The 21171-nt window shown below is 69.7% G+C and carries 23 protein-coding genes, 1 tRNA gene and 1 pseudogene; 1 reads left to right on the plus strand and 24 read right to left on the minus strand.

From position 1 onward, the window contains the following. The 10 genes and pseudogenes from ATE62_RS21360 to ATE62_RS21400 all read right to left on the minus strand — a co-directional run. A partial coding sequence (locus tag ATE62_RS21360; RefSeq protein WP_156422297.1) for an outer membrane protein occupies positions 1 to 709 on the minus strand: 709 nt, incomplete at its 3' end. 135 nt (positions 710 to 844) lie between these two features. After that, on the minus strand, positions 845 to 1291 hold the full coding sequence (locus ATE62_RS21365) for a DUF2793 domain-containing protein (RefSeq protein ID WP_058810683.1): 447 nt from the start codon (positions 1289 to 1291) through the stop codon (positions 845 to 847). Between the two features lie 12 nt (positions 1292 to 1303). Then, a complete protein-coding gene (locus tag ATE62_RS21370; protein WP_058818606.1) occupies positions 1304 to 3481 on the minus strand; it encodes a phage tail protein in 2178 nt (725 codons plus the stop codon). 97 nt (positions 3482 to 3578) lie between these two features. After that, positions 3579 to 3851: pseudogene (locus tag ATE62_RS24000) on the minus strand (NlpC/P60 family protein); the annotation flags it as partial. 49 nt (positions 3852 to 3900) lie between these two features. After that, positions 3901 to 4722, minus strand: coding sequence for a DUF2163 domain-containing protein (locus ATE62_RS21375; protein ID WP_058810626.1), 822 nt, complete (start codon positions 4720 to 4722; stop codon positions 3901 to 3903). A gap of 2 nt (positions 4723 to 4724) precedes the next feature. Continuing rightward, complete coding sequence (locus ATE62_RS21380; RefSeq protein ID WP_058810632.1) at positions 4725 to 7046, minus strand: DUF2460 domain-containing protein; 2322 nt, start codon at positions 7044 to 7046, stop codon at positions 4725 to 4727. After that, a complete protein-coding gene (locus ATE62_RS21385) occupies positions 7046 to 7621 on the minus strand; it encodes a tail tape measure protein (RefSeq protein WP_058810627.1) in 576 nt (191 codons plus the stop codon). The genes ATE62_RS21380 and ATE62_RS21385 overlap by 1 nt, the downstream gene beginning before the upstream one ends. After that, positions 7611 to 7814 (minus strand): phage tail assembly chaperone, encoded by a 204-nt coding sequence (locus tag ATE62_RS21390; protein WP_058810628.1) that lies wholly within the window; start codon positions 7812 to 7814, stop codon positions 7611 to 7613. Before ATE62_RS21390 ends, ATE62_RS21385 begins: the two co-directional genes overlap by 11 nt. Further along, a complete protein-coding gene (locus tag ATE62_RS21395; protein WP_058810629.1) occupies positions 7811 to 8107 on the minus strand; it encodes a gene transfer agent family protein in 297 nt (98 codons plus the stop codon). Before ATE62_RS21395 ends, ATE62_RS21390 begins: the two co-directional genes overlap by 4 nt. A gap of 26 nt (positions 8108 to 8133) precedes the next feature. Further along, on the minus strand, positions 8134 to 8541 hold the full coding sequence (locus ATE62_RS21400) for a phage major tail protein, TP901-1 family (RefSeq protein ID WP_058810630.1): 408 nt from the start codon (positions 8539 to 8541) through the stop codon (positions 8134 to 8136). 50 nt (positions 8542 to 8591) lie between these two features. On the opposite strand from ATE62_RS21400, the gene ATE62_RS21405 reads away from it, so the two are divergent. Continuing rightward, the gene (locus tag ATE62_RS21405; RefSeq protein WP_058810631.1) at positions 8592 to 8927 is read left to right on the plus strand and encodes a hypothetical protein; all 336 of its coding nucleotides are present in this window, start codon (positions 8592 to 8594) and stop codon (positions 8925 to 8927) included. 140 nt (positions 8928 to 9067) lie between these two features. Here ATE62_RS21405 and gp17 read toward each other — a convergent pair whose 3' ends face one another. From gp17 to ATE62_RS21470, 14 genes are all read right to left on the minus strand, one after another. Further along, positions 9068 to 9460 carry a tail completion protein gp17 gene (gene gp17 / locus ATE62_RS21410; RefSeq protein ID WP_058818607.1) on the minus strand — a complete coding sequence of 131 codons (393 nt, stop codon included), beginning with the start codon at positions 9458 to 9460 and terminating at the stop codon, positions 9068 to 9070. Then, positions 9457 to 10005 (minus strand): head-tail connector protein, encoded by a 549-nt coding sequence (locus ATE62_RS21415; RefSeq protein WP_058810460.1) that lies wholly within the window; start codon positions 10003 to 10005, stop codon positions 9457 to 9459. The genes gp17 and ATE62_RS21415 overlap by 4 nt, the downstream gene beginning before the upstream one ends. Next, positions 10005 to 10283: a phage fiber-tail adaptor protein gene (locus ATE62_RS21420; protein ID WP_082667020.1), complete on the minus strand. Its 279-nt coding sequence runs from the start codon at positions 10281 to 10283 to the stop codon at positions 10005 to 10007. Before ATE62_RS21420 ends, ATE62_RS21415 begins: the two co-directional genes overlap by 1 nt. 26 nt (positions 10284 to 10309) lie before the next feature. After that, complete coding sequence (locus ATE62_RS23465) at positions 10310 to 10477, minus strand: hypothetical protein (RefSeq protein ID WP_156420691.1); 168 nt, start codon at positions 10475 to 10477, stop codon at positions 10310 to 10312. Further along, positions 10474 to 11841, minus strand: coding sequence for a tail fiber domain-containing protein (locus ATE62_RS21425; protein ID WP_058810458.1), 1368 nt, complete (start codon positions 11839 to 11841; stop codon positions 10474 to 10476). Before ATE62_RS21425 ends, ATE62_RS23465 begins: the two co-directional genes overlap by 4 nt. Positions 11842 to 12222: 381 nt before the next feature. Continuing rightward, positions 12223 to 12309 (minus strand) — tRNA-Phe (locus ATE62_RS21430). Between the two features lie 147 nt (positions 12310 to 12456). Further along, a complete protein-coding gene (locus ATE62_RS21435; protein ID WP_082662959.1) occupies positions 12457 to 13599 on the minus strand; it encodes a phage major capsid protein in 1143 nt (380 codons plus the stop codon). Between the two features lie 5 nt (positions 13600 to 13604). Then, the gene (locus tag ATE62_RS21440; RefSeq protein ID WP_058810462.1) at positions 13605 to 14012 is read right to left on the minus strand and encodes an HK97 family phage prohead protease; all 408 of its coding nucleotides are present in this window, start codon (positions 14010 to 14012) and stop codon (positions 13605 to 13607) included. Positions 14013 to 14158: 146 nt separating this feature from the next. Then, complete coding sequence (locus ATE62_RS21445) at positions 14159 to 14482, minus strand: DUF6127 family protein (RefSeq protein WP_058810456.1); 324 nt, start codon at positions 14480 to 14482, stop codon at positions 14159 to 14161. 181 nt (positions 14483 to 14663) lie between these two features. Continuing rightward, complete coding sequence (locus ATE62_RS21450; RefSeq protein WP_058810454.1) at positions 14664 to 15770, minus strand: phage portal protein; 1107 nt, start codon at positions 15768 to 15770, stop codon at positions 14664 to 14666. 289 nt (positions 15771 to 16059) lie between these two features. Then, a complete protein-coding gene (locus ATE62_RS21455) occupies positions 16060 to 17364 on the minus strand; it encodes a terminase large subunit domain-containing protein (protein WP_058810461.1) in 1305 nt (434 codons plus the stop codon). A 74-nt stretch (positions 17365 to 17438) separates the two neighbouring features. Then, a complete protein-coding gene (locus tag ATE62_RS21460; protein WP_058810453.1) occupies positions 17439 to 18002 on the minus strand; it encodes a hypothetical protein in 564 nt (187 codons plus the stop codon). A 172-nt stretch (positions 18003 to 18174) separates the two neighbouring features. Continuing rightward, the gene (locus ATE62_RS21465) at positions 18175 to 20061 is read right to left on the minus strand and encodes a hypothetical protein (protein WP_058810452.1); all 1887 of its coding nucleotides are present in this window, start codon (positions 20059 to 20061) and stop codon (positions 18175 to 18177) included. 224 nt (positions 20062 to 20285) lie between these two features. Next, the gene (locus ATE62_RS21470; RefSeq protein WP_058810451.1) at positions 20286 to 21026 is read right to left on the minus strand and encodes a 2OG-Fe(II) oxygenase; all 741 of its coding nucleotides are present in this window, start codon (positions 21024 to 21026) and stop codon (positions 20286 to 20288) included. Positions 21027 to 21171: the final 145 nt, after the last annotated feature.

A 21171-nucleotide genomic window follows, 5' to 3' on the forward strand; every position in this document is an offset into this window, starting at 1 on the left:
GGGGAGGCGGCGGCGGGGGTGGCACCGGTTCCGCACCACCGAAGTTGTACGTCAGCGTGCCGAGGATCGAGTGCGAACGGAAGCGCGTCGAAACGTCGCGGCCGCGCTGGTCGACCAGGTCGAGGTTGCTCGCGTTGAAGAAGCGGTACTTCAGGCCGACGTCCCAGTTGCGGGTCAGCGGCGCGCGAACGCCGGCGATCGCCTGCCAGGCGAAGCCCGTGTCCGAATCGTCGAGCCACGGACCGGCGAGGACCGGGGCGACATCGACGCGGGCCACACCGACACCGCCGCCGACGAAGCCCTGAAGGCCGTCATCGTCGCCGAAGTCGAGCATGCCGTTCACCATGAAGCTCAGCGCGTTCGAATCGCCGTTCATCGGGAAGTTGCCGGTGATCAGGTTGCCCGTGCCATTGGCCGAGCCCGGGATGCCGGGGGTGTTGACGCGGCCGGCCTTGATGTCGGCTTCGCGATAGCCCACTTCGACTTCCGCGCGGAAACCGCCGAAATCATAACCGACGACGCCTTCGAAGTCGTAGCCGGTCTTGTGGTCGAGCGTGGCTGCATTGTTGAAGGTAGCGATGTCGAGGTCCATGTCCTCGACGATCATGACACCGCCCCCAACTCCCACATACCAGGAGTCGTCGCGCGCCAGAGCCGGCGTCGCAAGGGCAGTGGAGGCCAACGCCACGGCGGCGGCAAGCTTCCTCATAGTAGATTCCCCTTTCAATTGAGATTTACGTCTCGCAGACGTCCTACCCTCGCCTTTGGTTCCGCGCAAGCGAACAAATTGCCAATCTGTTGCCAAAAAGCCGCACTCGCCGCGCGATAGGTGGTAAATTTCGCCCTAAATCAGAAGACCATGGCCGACGAGAGCCAGAATCAGCGCATCGATCGAGGCACGCGCTTCGGAGTCGACCGTGGCGCCGCCCGCCGGACTCGCGATCGCGTCGGGTTCGACCCAGTCCGCGCCGTCGAATCGCAGCCAAGCTCCGTCGCTTAGCCGCACGACGCGCATGCCCGGACGCGCCGTCACGAAGCGCCAGCCGCCCGCGGTCCACAGCGCGACCGCGCCGTCCTCGTCCGCCCAGGCGCCCGTCGCCGCCGCACCGACGATCCAGCCCTGTCCCGCCACGGGTGCGACGGGCGGATCGGCCTGCGGCCCGTCCTCGATCGCGGGCTGTACGAGCAGGTCGAGCAGCGCCAGCGCCTCATTGTGCGTCACCTCCTTCTGCGCCTGCGCCATCGCCAGCAGGGGCAGCGCCAGGCGCGGGGTGCTCGGCAGGTCGGTCATCGGCTAATCCTTTCAATCCAGAGTGAGAATGAGCGGCGGCGACAAGGCGAAATCGCCGACCTGGCGGATCTCGAAACCGGTCCCCGGCGGCAGCGCGGCGACCTCGGCCGCGGGCAGATGCAGCGCCGGCGCGGTGCACTCCCACAGGCCGATGCCCGGGGTCGCGGGCACCGCCGCCACCCGCCACGCCTCGCGCCCCTCGCCCAGCGGCAGGTCGACGCCGTCGCGCCAGCCGGGATCGACGCGGCTGCGGCGGATCCAGCCGAGCAGCAGTCCGCCCGCCCCGTCGGGCACTGTACGCCCGTGCACCGGCGCCAGCGGGCGCAGCGCCGCCGCGCCGGAGGGCACCGCAACCTCGACCGTCTCGCTGTGGTTCCGCGCCACCCATTGCAGCACCGCCGCCCCGCCCTCGGCCCATCCCGCCAGCGCGTCGGGCAGCGCCAGCAACGCCGCGTCGTCGAGCCACACGAAGGGGGTTCCCGCGGCGTGCACCGCGTTCGTTTCCGTCCCCCCGCGACCGCGTAGCAGGTGCGACAAGCGCCACAGCCCGTCACCGAGCGCCTCGGCCCGGCCGAACTGCACCAGTTCGCCGCCGACCATCGCCCGATTCGCTCCGCCCAGCAGATGGGAATCATCGACCGAGACCAGCGTCATCGCCGGATTCTCGAGAGAAACCAAAATCTTGTTCGCATCGTCGAACAGCGTCGGATCGCCGCCCGCCAGTGGCTCCGCGAGCGTACCGAGCGCCGCCGCCGGACGGACCGTACCCACCGGAACGGGCTCCGCGCCGGGCGCCGGAACCAGCCAGGTATCGGCTCCGCGCCAGCCGTCATTATCCCCTGCCGCCGCGAGCAGGACGCGCGGCGCGGTCGCCGCCGATCCGCCGAGGCTCGGCAGGTCGAACAGCCGGACGATCCCTTCGCTGTCGGGCCAGTCGGGCGCGAGCACGGGCACCCCCGGATCGGCCGCGATGTCCTCGAACGCAACCGGCTGGTGCCGCCGCAATTCGAGGCGCACCGCCGCATCCTTCACCGTCCGCGACGCGACGCGCCACCCGCTCCCGTCGGCCAGCGTCGCCACGCCGCCGACGGGCAGCGCGAGCGCCGCGAGATCGCCCTGCCATATCCGCGTTTCGCGCCCGTCGCCCGCCGCCGCGGCGATCCGCCGCGCCAGCGCGCGTGCGCCCTCGGCGGGCAACACCGCGGGCAGGTCGATCCGCTCCTCGCGCCGCCCGCCGCCCGCCACCGCGCTCGTCTGCTGGCCCAGCTGGTAATCGCGCCCGGGCTCATAATGCCGCAGCCGGATCGCGCCCGGCAGCGCCGACAGCGGCGCGCGGCGCGTCTCGGCGATATCGACCGGCGCCTCGACGCGCCGCGCTTCGGCGAAATCCGCCAGCGCCACCGCCTCGCCCGCCCCCTCCGCCGGCGCCAGCCGCCAGCCGCCGGGCGCGCTCACCAGCCGCACCGCATCGACCTCGAACAAAGGCGCCAGCGCGTCGCGCACCCGGTCGCCCGACGCCGAATAGCCCGAAAATACCGTCTGCCCCGCGCAGCGCCCGCCCTCGCCGATCAGCGCGCCGCCCACTACCCCGGCATCGACCCCCGCGCCATCGGCCTCGACCTCGAAGGTCAGCGACGGGATGCGATTGCCGAAGCTCGCGAGCTCCAGTTCCTCGAACACCGCATAGGCCAGCCCGCGAAACGCGCTCGCCTCGTCCATCCCCACCGCCGCCGCGATCAGCGGATCGACCGGCTGATCCTCGCCGCCCGTATACCAGCGAAAGGTGCAGCGCTCCTGGAAGGTCCCGCTCGTCCCGCGCAGCAGATTGCCGTCGGCCCAGATCCGCCGGATCGCCCCGATAGGCCGCGACGACAGCGCGACGGCCAGCGATACAGCATAGCTATATTCGGTCGTCGACGGCCGCCCCTTGCCGCCGCCATGCTTCTCGCGCCGCTCGATCAGATCGGTCGCCCAGATCACGCTCCCCGCGACGCGCATCGTCCCGAACAGCTTGGGAATCTGCTGACCATAGGTCGAGGCTTGGACCTTGAGGTCGGCGAGCCGCGGCCCCTCGCGCCCCTTGGGCTTGAAGATCTCCGCGTCGATCTGCTGCCCCGCATAGGCCCCGATCGCCGCCCCCACCGGCCCACCGATCATCCCGCCGACCACCGTCAGCACCAGCGTTGCCATCGTTGTGCTCCTTGAAAAGCCGCCACCGCGCCGCGCCCTGCGTCGCGTCGTCCAGCACCGTCTCGACCACCCGCCGCAGACCCGCATGCGCGTGCACCAGGCTCGCCGGCCCGATCAGCCCCAGATGAAATTGCCCTGCCGCAAAGGCGATCAACGCGACATCGCCGGCCCGCGCTTCGTCATCCACCGGCGCGAATCCGGCACGCGCCAGCCCCGCCTCGACCCGCTCCCGCGCCCATCCCCGCAGCGGATAATCCTCGGGCCGCACCAGCCGCACCCCCGCCGCCGCATAGGCCGCCCACACCAGCCCGACGCAATCGAGCCCCATCGCCCGGTCGCTCCCCTGCAACCGGAACCGCGCTCCGACCATGTCCCGCGCCGCCGCAAAGGCGCGCGCGCCTACAAGTTCGTCGAGCGCCTCATCCACCCGGGTAGCGCGTCAGCAGGTCATTGCCCGGCAGATGCGGCTCGCCGCGGAAATTCGCCGCATTGCCGAAGCGCGCGCGGCACGTCGCCAGCTGCTTGTCGCACCCCTCGGTCAGCCGGACCCGCGCCGGCAGCGCGGGCAGCAACCCCGGCACCTCGGCCAGCGTCAACACCGTCCCGTCGTCGGCGATCACCGGCGACGCCAGCCCGCACGCCGCTCCTTCGATCCACAGCAACTCGCCGAACGCCATGCGCCCCGCCGCCACCGGTACATCGAGCGTCACCGCCCGCCCGTCGACCGCGACCACGCGCCGCAAATGCGTCAGCGGCGCCAGATCGACCCGGCACGCCCGGTCACCCAGCGCCGCACGGCACGAGGGCGAGGTCGCCGGGCACGCCGGTCCATCGAGCCGCCGCAGCACGCCCTGCAATTCGGCCGCGAAGGCCGCCCCGCGCCGCTCGACCGCCCCCAGCTCGCCCCGCGCGACCACAATCGGCGCCGCTTCGGGCGCACTCCAGTCGGTCACCATCAGCACCAGCTCGGCGCCGTCCCAGCGCCCCGCATCGAGGTCCGCAGCGGCAATCGCTGCGCTCGACACCGCGCCCTCCAGGTCCATCGTCTCGACCTCCAGGCTGTCGCTCGTCTCGAGCGCAGAAGGCTTCATCCCCGGCGCCGCGCGATAGGGCGTGCCGCCCACCACCAGGTCGCGGTCGTGCGAGGTCAGCCCCACGACCACCCCGTCGCGCCGCGCCAGCCGCCAGCACCAGGCCAGCGTCACCAGCTCCTCGCGCAGCCAGTCGGGCGCGGCGATCATCGTCACCACGGCGCCCGCACCTCGACCAAAGGCACCGACGCCATCTCGCCCGCCAGAAAAGTCGCGCGGCTCACTTCCAACCGGTCCTCGGCAAAGCGCACCGGCACATCGAAGCGGAACCCCGCGCGCACCGCGATCCCCGTCGCGGGCGCCGCATCGAGCAGCACCTCACCCTCGCCGGTCACCACGAACGCTCCCGTCTCGACCCCATCGACCGACACGCGCACGCTCCCCGCGACCGGCAGCCGGATCGCCCGCAGCTGCACCGCATCCCCCGAACCATAATGCTTCACCAGCGCAAACTGCCGCCGGCTCCCGTCGCCGGTCCCCAGCATCTGGTCGTCCGCCGCCGGCAGCCCGCCATCGGCCGCCGACCCATGGTCGAACGGATCGCGAAAGCGGAACGCCCGCGCCGCGCCGCGCCGCGCCCGGAAGAAATCGGCGAGCGCCCGCACATCGCCCTCGGAGCGCACCCCCGGCCCCGCATCGTAGCGCATCCGCGCATCGGCCCATTCGCTCGCGCGCTGCTCGTGCCCCGAGGGCGAGCTCACGACCTGCGTCGAAAATTCGGTGATGCAAAGCGCCTCGCGCCCGATCGCCAGCGGGAAATCCACCGCATCAAAAGCCTGCACCTCATCCTCCCCGTCGAACCAGACGAACCCGTCGCGCGCGACTTGCGGCAAGGCCCAGACGAACGTGCGCGCCACCCCCGCGCGCACGCTCGCCCCGGCCGCATCGGCGATCGCCGCCCACTGCGCACGATCCTCCGCCAGCAGCACGAACCCCGAAAAATAATGCTGGTCGTGGGTCGGATAACCCAGCCGCGCCACCATCGCGTCGCGCGCCGGCCCCGTCTCTGCCCCGCGCCCCGCCGTCACCCAGTCATAATCCTCGAGCTGCAGCACATCGAACGCCGGCGCCGCCCACCCCGGCGGCACATTCGCGCGCCGCAGCTCGGGCGCCGCCGGGTCGAGCACCGTCGGCAGAAACACCAGCAAATGGCTCGTGAAATCGGCCGCCCCCGCCTCGTCGCGCGCCGCCGCGACCAGGGCCTCGGTCGACGTCGCGAGCAGCGCCCCCAGCGCATCGAGCATCGCCACCTGCCCCGCATCGAGCGCGCCGCGCACATCGGGGATCGCCACGCTCGCCCCGCCCAGCGCCGCGCCCGCCGCCGCATCATAGCCGCAGATTTTCCCGCCCGCATTGATCCACCACCACGGCTCGCCGACCTGGAACTTCACCACCAGCTCCGCCGCCACCGCGAGACCCACGAACGCCCGCGCGACCAGCTGCAGATAGCCCATCGCGCTCGCATTCGCCGGCGACAGCAGGGTCGAGGGCGGCACCCACCCGGTCAGCGCCGGCGCGCCGTCGGCGTCGCGTTGTTTCCAGTCGCCCCAGCAATATTCGTCGAAATATTCGTAGGATAAGGACCAGATCAGCCCCAGCCCCGCCGCCGCGATTTCGCTCGCCAGTGCCGCATGCCACGCCGCGCACGGCGCGTTGATCGTCCCGCCCGCCAGGCTCGCGTAAAAGCCCCCGCCCGACGCCTCGAGCCGCATATAATGGCTCATCCCGACATAATGGACGACGTCGCCGCGATAGCCGAGCGCCACCACCTGCCGCACCACCCGCGCCGGGGTCAGGTGATAGCAATCGTCATAGCCGTTGGTCATGCCCAGCCGATGTTCGGGCAGCATCGCATCGCCGATCGCCAGCACCGATCCCGAGCCCGACACCGCGATCGCGCTCATTTCGGCCCAGCCCTCGGCCGGTGCTCCGAGCATGCCTTCGCTGCCGTCGTAACCCGGCGGCACTAGCGATACGAACATCCGGTCGATATCGCCCGCCCACACGGGATCCGCCTCGCCCGGCAACAGATAGCCCCCGTCCATCGCATCGAAATCGAGCGCGATCACCGCATCCTCGGGCGTGCCCACAGCATAGTTCCACAGCCGCACATACCAGGCGCGCGGCTCCCCTTCGGCATCGCGCCCCTCGATCGTCAGCGTCGGCCCGTGCAGCGCGTCGAGCGGCTTCACCCCGCCCGACCGCCAGCGAAAGCTAAGCTGCACATGCCGGAAATCGCGCTTCGTCTCATAAGCGAGCAGCGGATGATCCCACCGGTCCTCCGCCGCCCAGATCAGCCCGGCCAGGTCGTGCTTGCGATAGAAAACCGTCTCGACCCGCAACGCCTGCGGCGCCGTCGTCACCACGCTCGCCATCATCGGCCGCGCAAAATCGACCGTCCAGAAGCGCGGATCGAAGCGCTTGATCCAGCCCTTTCGCTGATGCGGCTCGGCCGCCACCAGGGCCCAGCCCATCACTCGGCCTCCACCGCGCGCCGCACCGCGCGCGCCAATTGCCGCCCGGTCTGTGCCAACCGGCCCGGCTCGCTCGCCGCCTCGCCGCGCACGTTCACCGTGATCGCGATATTGCGCACGCTGCCGCCGCCCGCCGCCTCGATCCGCCCGCTCGCGGTCGGCACGAACATCTCGGGCCCACGCTCGCCGACGCGGTACGCCCGTCCCGCGCTCACCGGCCCGCCCGTCGCGCGCCCCGGCGCGCCGGCAAAGGCGCCCGCGATCGTTGCCGCCAGCTGGAGCAGCCCGCCGCTCCCGCCCGAACCGCCGCCGCCCAGCGCCGCCGAGATGCCGTTCGAGATCGCCGCGCGCGCGATATCGGTCATCACCGACAGCGCCAGCCGCTTCAGATCCTCGAACCCCAGCTTGCCCGTCACGATCGCGCGCGTCAGCGCATTCTCGATCCGCCGCCCCGCCGCATCGGCGCCGGCCGCGAGCGATCCCTCCAGCTCGGCGCGCAGCGCCGCCACGTCGCGCCGGAACGCGCCGGTGTCGGCGCGGACCGTCACCAGCGCCTCGTCGATGTCATCGCCCATCGGGAAAAGCCTCCATCATCGCCGCCAGCGCGTCGCGGTCCACCCCGGCCGCCGGGCCGTCGTCCATCCAGCCCGCCAGCACCGCCGCCGCCTCGGCCGGCGTCGCCGTCCAGAACTCGCCCGGCCGCCACCCGGCGAGCCGCGCCATCAGCCCGGCCAGCCGCAGCGCGCCCGGCCCGAACGCCGCACTCATCGCCCCTGCAATATCTGCCCGAGCAGCACGCGCAGCGCCGGCGTCACCGCCGCCAGCCCCGCCGCGACCACCGCCTCGCCGACCGCCTCGCGCGTCAGCGCCTCGGGCCGCTCCGGCACGCAATGCCAGAACAGGCACGCCAGTTCGCCCAGCGCCAGCCGCCCGTCGGCGGCGCGCTCGACCAGCCCGAACAGCGGCCCCAGCTCGCTCTCGGCCGCCACCAATGCTGCAAAGCTCGGCCGCAGCACGAACGCCTCACCCCCGACCCGCAGTTCGGCCTCGCCGCGCAGCATATTGGCCCCCGAGTCCTTTGGCCCGCTCACAGGCTCACCACCGCGCCGCTGCTCTCGAGGTTCAGCGTATATTGCCGCTCGCCGTTATAATCGCCGGCATAGTCGAGCCGCGTCACCAGGAAGCGCCCCTGCATGCGCTCGCCGCTCTCGAAGCTCAGCTCATAGGCGTCGATCGCCCCCGACAGCGCATGGCCGCGCAGCCGCGTCTCGGCGTCGGAGCCGGTAAAGATCCCCGCCGCGCTCACCGAAACCGAACGCACCCCGGCGCCCGACAACAGCTCGCGCCAGCCGCCCGAATCTTTCGTCGTGACGTTGACCGCCTCGCCGTTCACCGACAGCTGCGTCGTGCGCAGCCCCGCCACCGTGGCATAGGCCGGCGGCACCTCGCCGTCGCCGATCTTGAGCAGAAAAGCGCTCCCATTTTCGATTGCCATCGTCTATTCTCCTTGCCTCACAAGAACATCCGCAAACGGGGAGTCGCAGGATGCTGATTACGTCGATACTATTGGCCGCCATGGCGCCCGCCTCGACCGCAAACGTCGACACCACGCGCGCCGCCTTCACCAAATGCCTGCGCACCGACATGAAGAAGTCGCTCGAGGCCAAGATGGGCGAGGCCGAATATGAAATGGCGCTGAAATCCAACTGTTCGGAAGAGCGCGACGCCTTCCGCGCCGCGGTCATCGCCTTCGGCCGCGCCGCCGGCGACAGCGAAAAGAATGCGTCCGAAGACGCCGACATGCAGATCGAGGATTATCACGCGAACTTCACCGACAAGTTCAAGGATTACAGCTCGACCAACACGCTTCCCGGCGAGTGATTTTGCTGCGCCGAGGGCGCAGCAAAAAGCCCAGCAAAAACCACGCCTCTCCCCTTGGGGGAGAGGCAGCGAGACTTGGCGGCTTGCCGCCTAGTCGCAGCGGTGAGGGCGGCGCGGTCTCGATCCCGCTTGCCGGCAACTCACGAGGTCGCCAAACACCGGCACCGCACCACGATCTCGTGCCGCCACCCGCCATCCTTCGCGAACGCAAAACGCGTCCGCACCGCCCGCACCCCGACGATCCGCCAGTCGCCCGCCTCGCCGCGCAGTCCCGGCACCAGCGCCTCGATCCGCCTCGCCGCGTCGCCCGCCGCCTCGCCGACCCCGACCAGCGCCAGCATCACGCGCACCTCGCGCCCGGCCGCATCCTTCGTCCCCCAGTCGCTCCCCTCGGCCCCGCCGATACTGGCATAGGGCGCACTCGCCCGCGCCGGCACGCCGTCGAACACGCCATGCACCAGCCCCGCCAGCACCGCGTCATCCGCCAGCACGCCCAGCGCCCGTGCGCGTACCGCCGCCTCGGCGCTGCTCATCGTCCCAGCCCCACGCGCCGCCACGGCTGCCACAGCGCCGCGACGATCGCCGGCGGCGCGCGTTCCAATTCGCGATGCGCTTCGCGGCGTCCCTCGTGCAAATGCTGGATCATCCGCGCCAGCCCCTGCCGGATCGCCTCGGGCACGCCATTGGCCTCCGCCGCCAGCCCGGCACGATAGGTCACGCGCAGCCGCGTCGCCTCGCCCGCCGCCTCGACCCGCACCCGCGCCGCGCCGTCGCGGTCGATCTCGTGCCGCCAGGCCTCGGCGGCGAGCAAAGTCTCGTCCTCGCCGACCAGCCCCGCCACCGCCTCGACCGCGACCACCGGCCGCTTGACCAGCCGCATCCAGCCCGCCGCCACCGGCATCTCCTCGGTCACCGTCCGCACGATCAGCATCTGCCCGGTAAAGGCCTCGCACAGATCGGTCGCGCTCCGTATCAACCCTGCCACCACCGCATCGTCCTGACCCGCGCCCAATCGCAGCCACGCCTTCGCTTCGGCGACGCCCACCGGCGCCGCGCCCTTCTCGATTCCGGTGATCATCAGCGTTCCTCCACCCGCAGCATGATCGAACGTTCGTCGATCTGCCCGTCGCTCAGCGTCACGCGGTTCGTGACGCGATACAGGCCGCCCGCGACCCCGCCCTCGATCGTCGCCGCGCAGCGCAGCAGGTCGTGGCTCTCGCCCGCCACCGCCACGCCCCCATCGACCGCGGGTTCGACCGTCCAGCTCGCCTCTTCGATCACCTGCCCGTCCAGATAGGCGTCGCCCCAGTCGAACGCATAATCGATCCGTGCCCCCGGATCCTTGATCAGCAACATGATTGATCTCCCACCCTTGAAGGGAATCACCCTTTCCGCGGCATCACCCGCCGCTCGCGCCCCTGCGCCCCGGCGCCTCCGCCGCGGCCCGCGCCCAGCGCCGCACCCAGGCGCGGCCCGGCCCACTCGCCCGCAAGGTCGCGTACCCCGGCATCGCCGATCGCCGCGCCCGACAGCGCGCGCCCGCCCATCATGCCGCCGCTCCCGCGACCAGCCCGGCGATCAGGAACAAAGCCAGCTGGTCGCTGCGCACCCCGAAGCGGTCGTGCCAGTCGCCGTCCGCATCCTGCCAGCGGTCGAAACACAGGAAGGCATAAGGCGTTTGTCCCGGCAGCCCGTCGGCACCGATCGCATCGATCAGCCCCTCCTCGGCCATCACCGCCCACACCGCCTGCGCGCGCACTCCGAAATGCCGCCGCGCGCCATCGACGCCCTTCGCCGCGATCGCATCCTCCCACTGGAAAAAGCCCAGCTCGCCCGCGATCCGCCGCGCCGCGCGCAGTTCGGCCGCGCTCGCGCCGCCCGACCAGCGCTTCTCGCGCGCGTCCGATGTGTTGATCGCCCCCGTCGCGGCATAGACCGTCGACCAGCGAAACCCGCTCAGCCCCAATGTCTGCGCATTGTCGGCGCCGGGGCGAAAGCGCCCCGCATTGTCGAGCACCGCCGCCTTGTCGAGCAGCCCGGCGTTCGACACGCTGAATTTCAGGTCGGTCTGCCCGCCATGCCCCACGGGCATCGTCGCCGCGATCTGCGCGCGCACCCCCGCGCCGCTCACCGACGCATCGGCGCAGCGAAAGTTCAGCGCGGCAAAGGCGGCGTTCGCCGTCCACCCCGCCGTCCCCGCCTGCGTATCGGCGATCTCGACCACCACCGGCGCGCTGCCGTCGACCGCCGAACTCCCCTTGACCACCAGCCGCTGCGCCGGCGCCTCCTCGCCGATCCCCAGATTGCCCGCGCACACGAACCCGCCGCCGCTCCGCTGGTGCACCAGCGCGCTCGCGGACACATTGACCCAGCCGCTCCCGCGGCGCACCGTCACCGCGTCCGCCGCCTCGACCGCGCTCGCCGACGAATGGCCCGTCGAGAGCGGCTGCTTGCCCGCGATCGCGCCGTCATGCCCCGCGATCGCCGCCTGCGCCGCCGCCAGCGCGGTACCCTGCGCGCTCACCGTCGTGCCCAGCGCCGACAGCCCCGCCGCATTGGCCGCCACACCGCCCGCGGCGCCCGCCAGCGCCGTATCGACCGCCGAGAACCACCCCGCCCCCGCGGTCAGCGCGACGGTCTTGATCCCGCCCGTGAAAGCGACCGCCGCCCCGCCGTTCGACGACGCCGCCACGCCATCGCGCACCAGCCGCCCCTCGCTATCGAGGCGCCCGGTCCCGGTCTCCCACTCGCCGGCGTGCGTCACCCCGGCGATCGCATAATGAAAGCTCGCACCCTCGGGCACGACCGCACCGAACGTGCGATGCCCCGGCAAGGCCCCGCCCAGCACCAGCGCACCGCTCCCCGTCGCGGTGCACCGCTCGCGCACCAGGTCGGCAAAAAACAGGCTCGGCATGATCGGCCGTCCTTTCGTCTCGATGTGAAGAATGAGTCTCGCCCGTCGAACCGACGGACAAAGCAAGCGCCGATCTGACGGCACTCGATTTTCTCAGGATAAAAGAAGGGGCCCAGCCTCGCGACTGAGCCCCGAAATCTTTGGCCGGTTTACGGTCTCCACTCAAGGCTTCCCCTTGAGACAGGCTTACGCCTGCTTGCTTCAAACGGTCCGCACAGAGCATGGCTCCGGTGGTGAGCAGACCATTTTCAGCGACGGCTTATGTACGTCAATAGCCACAGCCGTGCAAGAATATTAACCTTGCCGGGTTGATCAGAGATTAACCGACATGAGCCGAAAGTTGAGCCGGACCCGTGGTGCGTCCAGCTCTGTTCTCTTGCGAGACCGGTGAGGGATTCGAACCCTCGCGTCCACCACAGACGACCTCCGATTTTCACACGGGTGCGTTAACCGCTCCGCCAACCGGCCAAAGAACGCGCCGAATTTATCGCGCTTTCCTTCCGGAGTCGAGAGATTTGTTCAACAAATGTTCTTGTTCACGCCGGAGCAGATAAGCACCCGGCCCCTCACCGAAAGGGGAAGAGCTCGGGGCCGGGCGCCGCATCGCGCGCCAGCTCAGCTGGCGGCGAATTTCATCAGCTTGATCGCGTTCGAATCGATGATCGCGCCCCCCACCCTTTTGGTTGCATAGAAATGCACGAAGGGCTTGTTGCTGAACGGATCGCGCAGGATGCGCGTCTCGCCGCGGTCGGCGACGAGGTAGCCGGCGCGGAAATTGCCGAAGGCGATCGACAGGCTGTCGGCGGCCAGCGCCGGCATGTCTTCGGCCTCGACCACCGGATAGCCGAGCAGGCTCGCCGCCTGCCCCTCGACCAGCCCCGGCTGCCAGATGAAGGCGCCGTCGCTGGTCTTGAACTTGCGGATCCGCGCCAGCGTGTCCGAATTCATCACCCAGCACGCCCCCTGCCGGTACGGCGCGCGCAGCGAGTGGACAAGGTCCACCAACTTGTCCTGCGGGTTCGACGCCGCGAACGCCCCCGCCGCGCCCGACGCGACATATTGCAGCTCGCCGAAATCGCGCACCGCATCGGCCTCGTTCGTGGCGGTATAGGACAAGAAGCCCTTGGGCCGGTTGGTCCCGTTGCCGCCGACGAAGGCCGATCCTTCCGCCACCGCGAACTCGCGCCCGATCTCGTCGGCCAGCCAGGCCTCGACGTCGAACATCGCATCGTCGAGCATCGCCTGGCTCGCCGCCGGATTGGCATAGAGCTCGCCCGAGGGCGGCGCGATCTCGGCAAAGCTTCGCGTATCGGTCTCGGGCCGCGCCGCGGTCTCGCCGACCCAGCCGGCCTCGGTCGCGCCGGTCGCGACCAGCTTGCGATAGCCGCTCGTCCCGGTCTGCACGACGGTCGCGATACGCCGGATCGGCGACAGCGACTTCAGCGTCGATGCGATCGACCCGTCGATCTCGCGCGGCACCGCATAGCCGCCCTCGCCGGCGCTAGCGCCCGACAGGCTCTTCATCTCCACACCCGCATCGATCCCGCGCCGCAGGTAGCGCTCGACGAAGGCGTCAAGCGCCGGATCGGCCGCCTTCGCCCCGTCGAGCGGCAAACGCCCGCTCGCCACCGCTTGGCGCTCGAGCTGCGCCTTCAGCGCCGACACCGACGCCTTCAGCTCGTCGACCGCCTCGGCCGCCAGCACCGCATCGAACGCGCCGTCGAGCGCATCCGCCTTCACTTCCATCTCGATATCCATGCCCGTCACTCCTTCACCTGATCCACCGCAATCACCCGCGCCAGCGCCTGCATCGGCGCCGCCACCAAACTCACTTCCATAAGGTCGAGCCCCAGCAGCTCGCGCGGATCGCGCCCGCGCGCCGCGGTCACCCGGTACCCGAAGGACAATCCCGTCAGCGCCCCGCGCGCGACCAGCGCCGCAGCGGTCGGATGCGTCACCCGCGCCACGACGCGCAGACCGCGCTTGTCTTCGGCCAGCGCCTCGACCACGCCGACGACGGCGCCCGCCCGATGCTGCCACAGCAAGGGCACCGCGCGCCCGCTCGCCAGGCTGCGCGCAAAAGCCCCGCTGCGCACCACATCGCCCCCGCGATCGACCCGATCGAACACCGAGGCGTATCCCGCAAAACGGACCGGGGAGTTTTCGCGCAGAGACGCAGGGGACGCCGAGAAAGAAGAAGGCGGCAAAGCCGCCCCGATCTCCGCAACGTCGGCCGCTACGCTTCCGGCGGACTTCTTCCCCAAAATCTCTGCGATCTCTGCGCCTCTGCGCGAACCTCTTCCAGCCACCGCCGCGCTCACCGCAGCAACCCCGGCAGCCCCATCTTCACCGCGAGCCCCACCACGACCAGCGCCAGCACCCCACGCACCGCCCAGTCGATCGCCGCCTTCCACGCGCTCGTCTTGGCGTCGCGCCACGCGCCCAGCAGTTGGCGCAGATCGCTCACGTCGCCGCGCGCCGCCTCGTCGGCCAGCCCCAACCGCGCCAATGCCCGCCGCGCGCCCATCTCGCTCGCCTCCTCGATCAGCGCGCGCAGGATCGCCGCGTCCACGCCAAAACCTTCGGGCGCACCCGCCCCCGCCAGCGCGACCAATCGCGCCAGGGCCTCTTCTTCATCCATGTCGAAATCTCCAAATGATCTCACACGAAGACACAAAGGCGTCGCACAGCACCGCGCCGACAGGCGCACCAAAGGCCCCGGGGGCCGGCCGCACCGCTCCAAGGCCCGCCAGTCTAGGCTGCGCACGCCGCCCTCTTTGTGTCTTCGTGTGAGATAAAGAATGGCACACGACGCTGGCGGGTTACCCCACCCCCAGCATCGCCTTCTTCTCGTCCGCGGTCAGCCAGTCCGCCGCCGACACCTCGCGCCACAGCGCCATCCGCTCCTCGACCAGCGCCGGTACCTTGTTCAGATCGACCGCCAGCGCCGCGCCCGGAAACCATCCGCGCAGCCCCTGCGCGATCGCCCCCAAAATCTTCCCCGCCAGCGGCAGCACCGTCAGCCGCCACAGCGCCCGGTTCGCCTCCTTGTAATTGGCGTAGGTCGCATCCCCCGGCAGCCCCAGCAGCATCGGCGGCACCCCGAACGCCATCGCGATCTCGCGCGCCGCGCTGTGCTTCAGCTCCAGGAAATCCATCTCGGCGGGCGACAGGCTCAGCGCCTGCCACTTCAATCCGCCCTCGAGCAGCAGCGGCCGCCCGGCATTGGCCCCGCCCGCGAACCCTTCGGCCAGTTCCTCGCGCAGCCGCTCGACCTGCTCGGCCGACAGCGGCACGCCCTTTTCGCCCGGATCGTGGACCAGCACCCCCGACGGCCGCGCCGCATTGCCGAGCAGCGCCGCATTCCACCGCGTCGCCGCATTATGCGCCGCGATTGCCGCCGCCGCGGCGCCCAGGCACCCCGCGCCATAATGATCGTCGAGCGGGTGCAGCGCCTTCACATGCACCACCGCGGTCCGCCCCGCGCCATCCTCGGCGGGCAGCGTCACCCCCGACCCGCCCGCGCTGTAGCGATAGGCGACCGGCCATCCGCGCGCATCGGCCTCCACGGTCACCCGCTCGGGCCGCAGCGCGAACAGTTCCGCCGGCGCCCCCGCTCCGTCGGCCAGGATCTGCACATAGCCATTGCCGTGCAGCAGCAATTGCGAGGCCAGGGTCTCGAGCAGCCCCTGCCCGCCCGACGTCGCCGCGACCAGCGCCGCCAGCCCCGGATCGCTCGCCTCGACCGGCGCGCTCCCGGCGGCCTCGGCAACCAGCCGCACCGAGCGCTGGACGATCGGGTTCGCCAGATACCCTTCGCGCAGCTGCGCCTCGAACGACAGCGGCGCCGGCGCGCTCCACGCCCCATACACCCGCGACAAAGCCGGCCGCGCAGAAGCCTGCGCCGCCTTGCGCCCAAACCAGTTCATAAAATTCTCCCCGAATAATCCTCCCTGTGGCGAAGCCATGGGGAGGGGGACCGCCCGCGAAGCGGGTGGTGGAGGGGCCGAAGCGGTTTACGCCACCGCGGCCGGAAAAATGCGCGCCGAGCCGCAGAGACCGCAGAGAAAGAGGTTCACGCGGAGACGCGGAGACGCGGAGAAAAACAAAGGCGGCAAAGCCGCCCTTCCCTTTCTCTGCGCCCTCTGCCCCTCTGCGCGAAAACCCTCTTCCTCTTTTTCTTCTCCGCGTCTCCGCGCCTCCGCGCCTCCGCGTGAACTAAATCCTCACCACCCCCGGCCCCTTCCCGCACGCCACCCCGCGCAGCAACTCCGCCAAGGCCCACACACAAGCATCCGCCCGGTCCGGCGACCGCCCCGGCCCCGCATAACCGCCCCCCACCTGCAGCCCGCAAAGCTCGTCCTCCAGCCGTTCGAAAACCCCCGCATGCACCACATCGCCGCGCTCGTAAGCCAGCGCCACCGGCTCCGCGCGCCGTGCCTTGCCGACGCTCGCGTGCACCGCGGTCACCGGCAAATTCGTCATCGCCGCGCGCAAGGTGCCCAGCACCATCTCGCCCCCCATATTGCTCTCGGCCACCACCCGCTCGGCGCCCCAGCGCGCCGCCGCCGCCGCGACCGCCTGCGCCCAGCGCGCGGGCGAGGCCTGTTCGACGCTCGCATCCTCGACCACCGCCAGCTTGCCGTCGCGTAAGTGCGCCGCGACGACGATGCCGCACGCGTCGCCGGTCGACGTCGCGGGCGGATCGACCCCGATCACCACGCGCACCGGCTTGCCGATCGCATCGCCATCGACCCGGCACGCCTCGACCAGCGCGCGCGACCACAGCGCGCCCTCGACATCTTCGAGCAACTCGCCGTCCAGCTCCTGCCGCCCCAGCCGCGTCCCGCCGTAACTCGCCAGCATCGCTTCGACGAAGCTCGCGGGCAGATGCTTGTTGTCGCGCGTCCGCCCGAAGGTCTCGGCCAGCCCCGGCGCCGCCTTCACCCGCCGCATTACCTCATTGGTTCGCGGCGTCGTCGTCACCAGCACCCGCGGGCGCTCGCCCAGCCGCATGCCCAGCATCAGATTGTCCCACGCCGCGGTCCCGCGCCGCCATTTCGCCAGCTCGTCGCACCATGCCGCATGATGCTCGGGCCCGCGCAGCTCCTCGCCCGCCTCGGCCGAATAGAGCGTCGCCACTGCGCCGTTCGCAAAGCTGAGCTCGCGCCGCCCCGGCGCCCAGCGCACCGCCTCGTGATCGCGCGCCACCGCGATCAGCCCGCTCGGCCCTTCGATCATCACGCGCTGCCCGTCGGCGACCGTCGCCGCGACCAGCGCGATCTGTGCCCCCGGCATGCTACGCGCGACCTCGCTCACCCATTCGGATCCCGCGCGCGTCTTGCCGAACCCGCGCCCCGCCTGGATCAGCCAGATGCGCCAGTCGCCCGGCGGCTCGCGCTGCCCGTCGTGCTGGCGGCCGTACCAGCGCGCCGCGAGCTCGTTCATCTGCGCCTGCGTCAACTCGCGGAGCACCCAGGCCCGCTCCTCGGGCGTCAGCTTGCCGAACCGCGAGAATATCATTTCCGACCAGGCGGTCAGCCGCCCCGGCGTCCAGCGCTTGATTGCGCGCGTCCGCGGCGCGTCCCAGCGCCGCTTCACGCGCCATCCTGCGGCGGCACCGGCGGAGGCAGGCCGGCCGCCGACCCCGCTTCGCCGCGCAGCCGGCGCCGGTGCATCACCATCCGCATCCGCTTGATCAGGATCGCATCGACTTCCTGCTGCGTCACGACGTGGCGCGGCTGCGCGCGCTGCCCGCGCGCCCGGCCGCCCTCGACGCTCGCGCGATGCTGGCGCAGCAGCGCCATCGCCTCGCTGGCCGTCATCTTCTCGACCGGCTGCTTCGCCTCTTCATCGGGGTCCGGCGTCAGCCCCTCGACCGCCTCGATCGCGCGCCGCAGCAGCGCCATCTCCAGCCTTTCGTAACCCAGTTCCAGCGCCGCCTGCCATTGCTCGGCGAATTGCGCGTCGCGCTTGCGCAGGCGATAGACGCTCCCGACCTTCATGCCCGCTGCGGCCAACGCGCGCGACACGTTGCAGCTCGCGGCCAGTTCCTCCAGGAACACCCGTCGACGCGCCATCGTCCATCCATCCGCCCGCGGCTCGCGCCGTTGCAGCGGCCGTCCTGGCGCCGCGGCGATCATCTCTTCGCGCTCATCCATCCATAGCCTCCAGACGCGGATCGGGCCGGCAGCCCCAAAGGAGGCTCCGGCCCGACTCGCAATTTTCCATGATGGAATCTATGTGCCAGATCAGCGTGACGATGTCAAGATTTTTTTACCGATTTGGTTTGTCTATACTCGACCGCGTCGCACGCGCTGCCGCGAAAGCCCGCTATTTTCCGGTGAGCGAGAATGTCTTGCTGACGATCAACGACAGCCTGTTTTCGGGCTTTATCGATGTGAGGACGGCGCTGTCATCCAGCTCGGTACCGCCCCATTCGCGCTCGTACTTGATGCCAACACCGGTCTTGAGATCGTCTCCGATGAAAACCAGCAGCGGAATCGAAAAGGTCCAGCGATCCGGATCGCCCTTCGCGGTTTCTTTCTTCAACGCGTAAGAAAGCTTGGGCGACAGGGCCAGGGTCGGCCACCAGCCATTCCCATATTTCAGGAACCGGGCTTCTATGGCCGGCGTCGTGACGAGGTCATAGTCCGGCGCTTTTGGATAATAGGATTTGCAGCCCGCCGTCGAGAACCCCGTCGATGTATCTTTCGCCGGACAATAGAGCACCTCTTTCGTGCTCTTCGAATATTCATAGGCCCTGGAAAAACCCAGGCTGCCGAGAAGCGCCATCTCGATATTGCTGTGGTCCTTGGTGAGGCGTCCATAGAGGTAAGGCGTCAGCGACCAGGCGATTTTCCGGCGCTTCTCGACGGCCGCTTTCGTAAAGGCGTCGTCGAAGGTCCCGTTGAAATGGAGCGCAAAAGCCTCGGGTGTCAGGAATTCCACCGATGGTCGCGCGATCTTCCCCTCTATTCCGAAACCCCCGAGCGGTTTTGCATCCTTGGGGCCGAAATAGAGGGCGTCGGCCTGGTCGGCGAGCTCGCCGTGCAGCAGGCCCGAGCCTTTTGCAGCAGGGGCATAGACCCAGTCGGTCAGCGACTGCCCCTGGCAGGTCGACCGGAAACCGGGCGTGGCACTAAGCTGGTCTTTCAGGCATGCTTCGACGGCTTTTTTCTTGAGATCCTTGCTGGCCTCGTCCCACTCGGCCCGCCCTTGACCGCGATAGAAGTTCAAGAACAGCGACCCCTTCAAGGCGATCGTGCTGTCGAACCTGTCGATGAATTCCTTGTCGGAATCGCTCTTGAACAGACTGCCCGAACCGGCCGATATACCGCCGCTGAAACCCCACCGGGAAAAACGCTGGTTTGGCTCCGTCGCCGAGGGAGGCGTGCGTCGCCGGAATTCTCGCGCGTAGGTCAGGCCGATCGTCCCGGCATCGTCCGATCCGGACAGCGACGCGGAAAATCCCCGCGGATGAAAGAGGCTGCCGGGGACTTGCACACCGCCTCCGGGGAGCGCGAGCGCGTTGGCCTTGCAATCGCCAACGCGAAGCTTGGAGTCGGGGTTATCGATCATCTTGGCGCAATCGGGGTCCGGTTTCCTATCCGCCACCGAAAGACGCGTTTCCCTGTTCGTCTCCCGCGGCACGGTCTCCATTCCGGCTGGCCGGTGGTTCAGCGATGCAACAGTGTATCGCCGAGCATCGGGCAGGGCCTTGATCGCATCGCCGAGCAACTTTGCTGTTTCACCGACAAGGTTTTCGGCTTTGGCTCTTTGTTCATGCGCGATGGCGATCAATGCTGCCCGATCCTTTGCTTCCAATGGGGCGGCTATTCGGTCGAGGTTATTGGCGCGATCGATTGCCGCATCGCGCGCGGCATTATTCGCGTCCACCTTTGCCATCGCCGCGACATAGGCTTGGAAGGCACCGATCGCATAGGAGTTCAGCTTTTCCGCGTCCTCGAGCGGGGCTCGATTGTCACCGGCGGCCAAACCGGCAACGGCCCTCGTCAGCGCTTTCTGCCGATCGTCCAGCATCGCGAGGCAAGCCAGAGCATTGGCGGTGGGCAGGCCGGACAGCAACGCCTCGGTGCTCCGGTCGGACGACATGGCCTCGAGCGGGCAGTTGGCTTCCGCGACGGGCACCTGCTGCGCCTTCGCATCGGCCGCACCGAAAAAGGCCACGGCGGTCGTGATCAGGAATATGGAACGCATCGACTACCCCCCGGTTTCGATCGATCGCAGGACATGGCGGACATCCCCGCGATCCGCGATGTCCATGTACAGGCCAGCGACCCGGCCAGAAAGAAAAGCGACTGCTATCTTCCGGCGCGGCGCCTGCATTATTATCCACATCCCGATGCTTATTGTCCCCCTATAATAATATGGGCTTCCGGGGCGGCCATATTCTATGTTATAATTGGGCCGCTACACGTCCGTCACGCCGCATCGTGAAAAATCAGCCCCAGCACGCGCCTTTGCCCGGTCCGCACTTCGCTCACCCCGTGGCGCATCGTCACGCGGTAATCGCCGCGCGATCCCTTCACCGGCCGCGCATTCACCGCGAACACCACCGCATCGCCCTTGCCCAGCGGCACGACCGCGGCGCGTGACTGCATCCGCGGGCGCTGCTCGGTCAGCACGAACTCGCCCCCGGTGAAATCGGTCCCCGGCGCCGACAGCAGCACCGCGACCTGCAGCGGGAAGACATGCTCGCCGTACAGGTCCTGGTGCAGGCAATTATAGTCGCCCGGCCCATAGTCCAGCAGCAGCGGCGTCGGCCGCGACTGCGCTGCCGCGTGGCAGCGCGCAAGGAACTCCGCATGTTCGTCGGGAAAGCGGGCATCGATCCCCATCCGCGCATGCCAGCGATTGGCTTGTCGCACGAGCCGCGGATAGAGCGCGCGCCGCAGCGCCTCCACCGGCCCCGGCAGCGGATAAGCGAAATAGCGATATTCGCCGCGTCCGAAGCCGTGCCGCGCCATCGTCACCCGGCTGCGAAACCCCGCCTCGGCGTCGTAGCGCGCCGCGAGCGCCTCGCATTCGTCCGCCCCCAGCAACCCCGGCAGCACCGCCCATCCCCGGGCATCGAGCGCGGCAGCGGCGGCGCTCCAGTCGATCGCGGCGATGCGTGCGGCAAGCTCGCCAGGGGCGGTGATGGGTTCGATGATATCGGTCATGCGCCATCTCTGCCGCGAGGCAAGCCATGCCGCGCCCCGTTTCTTGCGCCCAAATCCCAGGCGCGGGTCTGGTTTCGGGCGGAAGCGGCCCTTTTAATCCTCCCTGTCGCGAAGCGATGGGGAGGGGGACCATGCGAAGCATGAT

The organism is Sphingopyxis sp. HIX (genome assembly GCF_001468285.1).
Classification (GTDB): Bacteria; Pseudomonadota; Alphaproteobacteria; order Sphingomonadales; family Sphingomonadaceae; genus Sphingopyxis.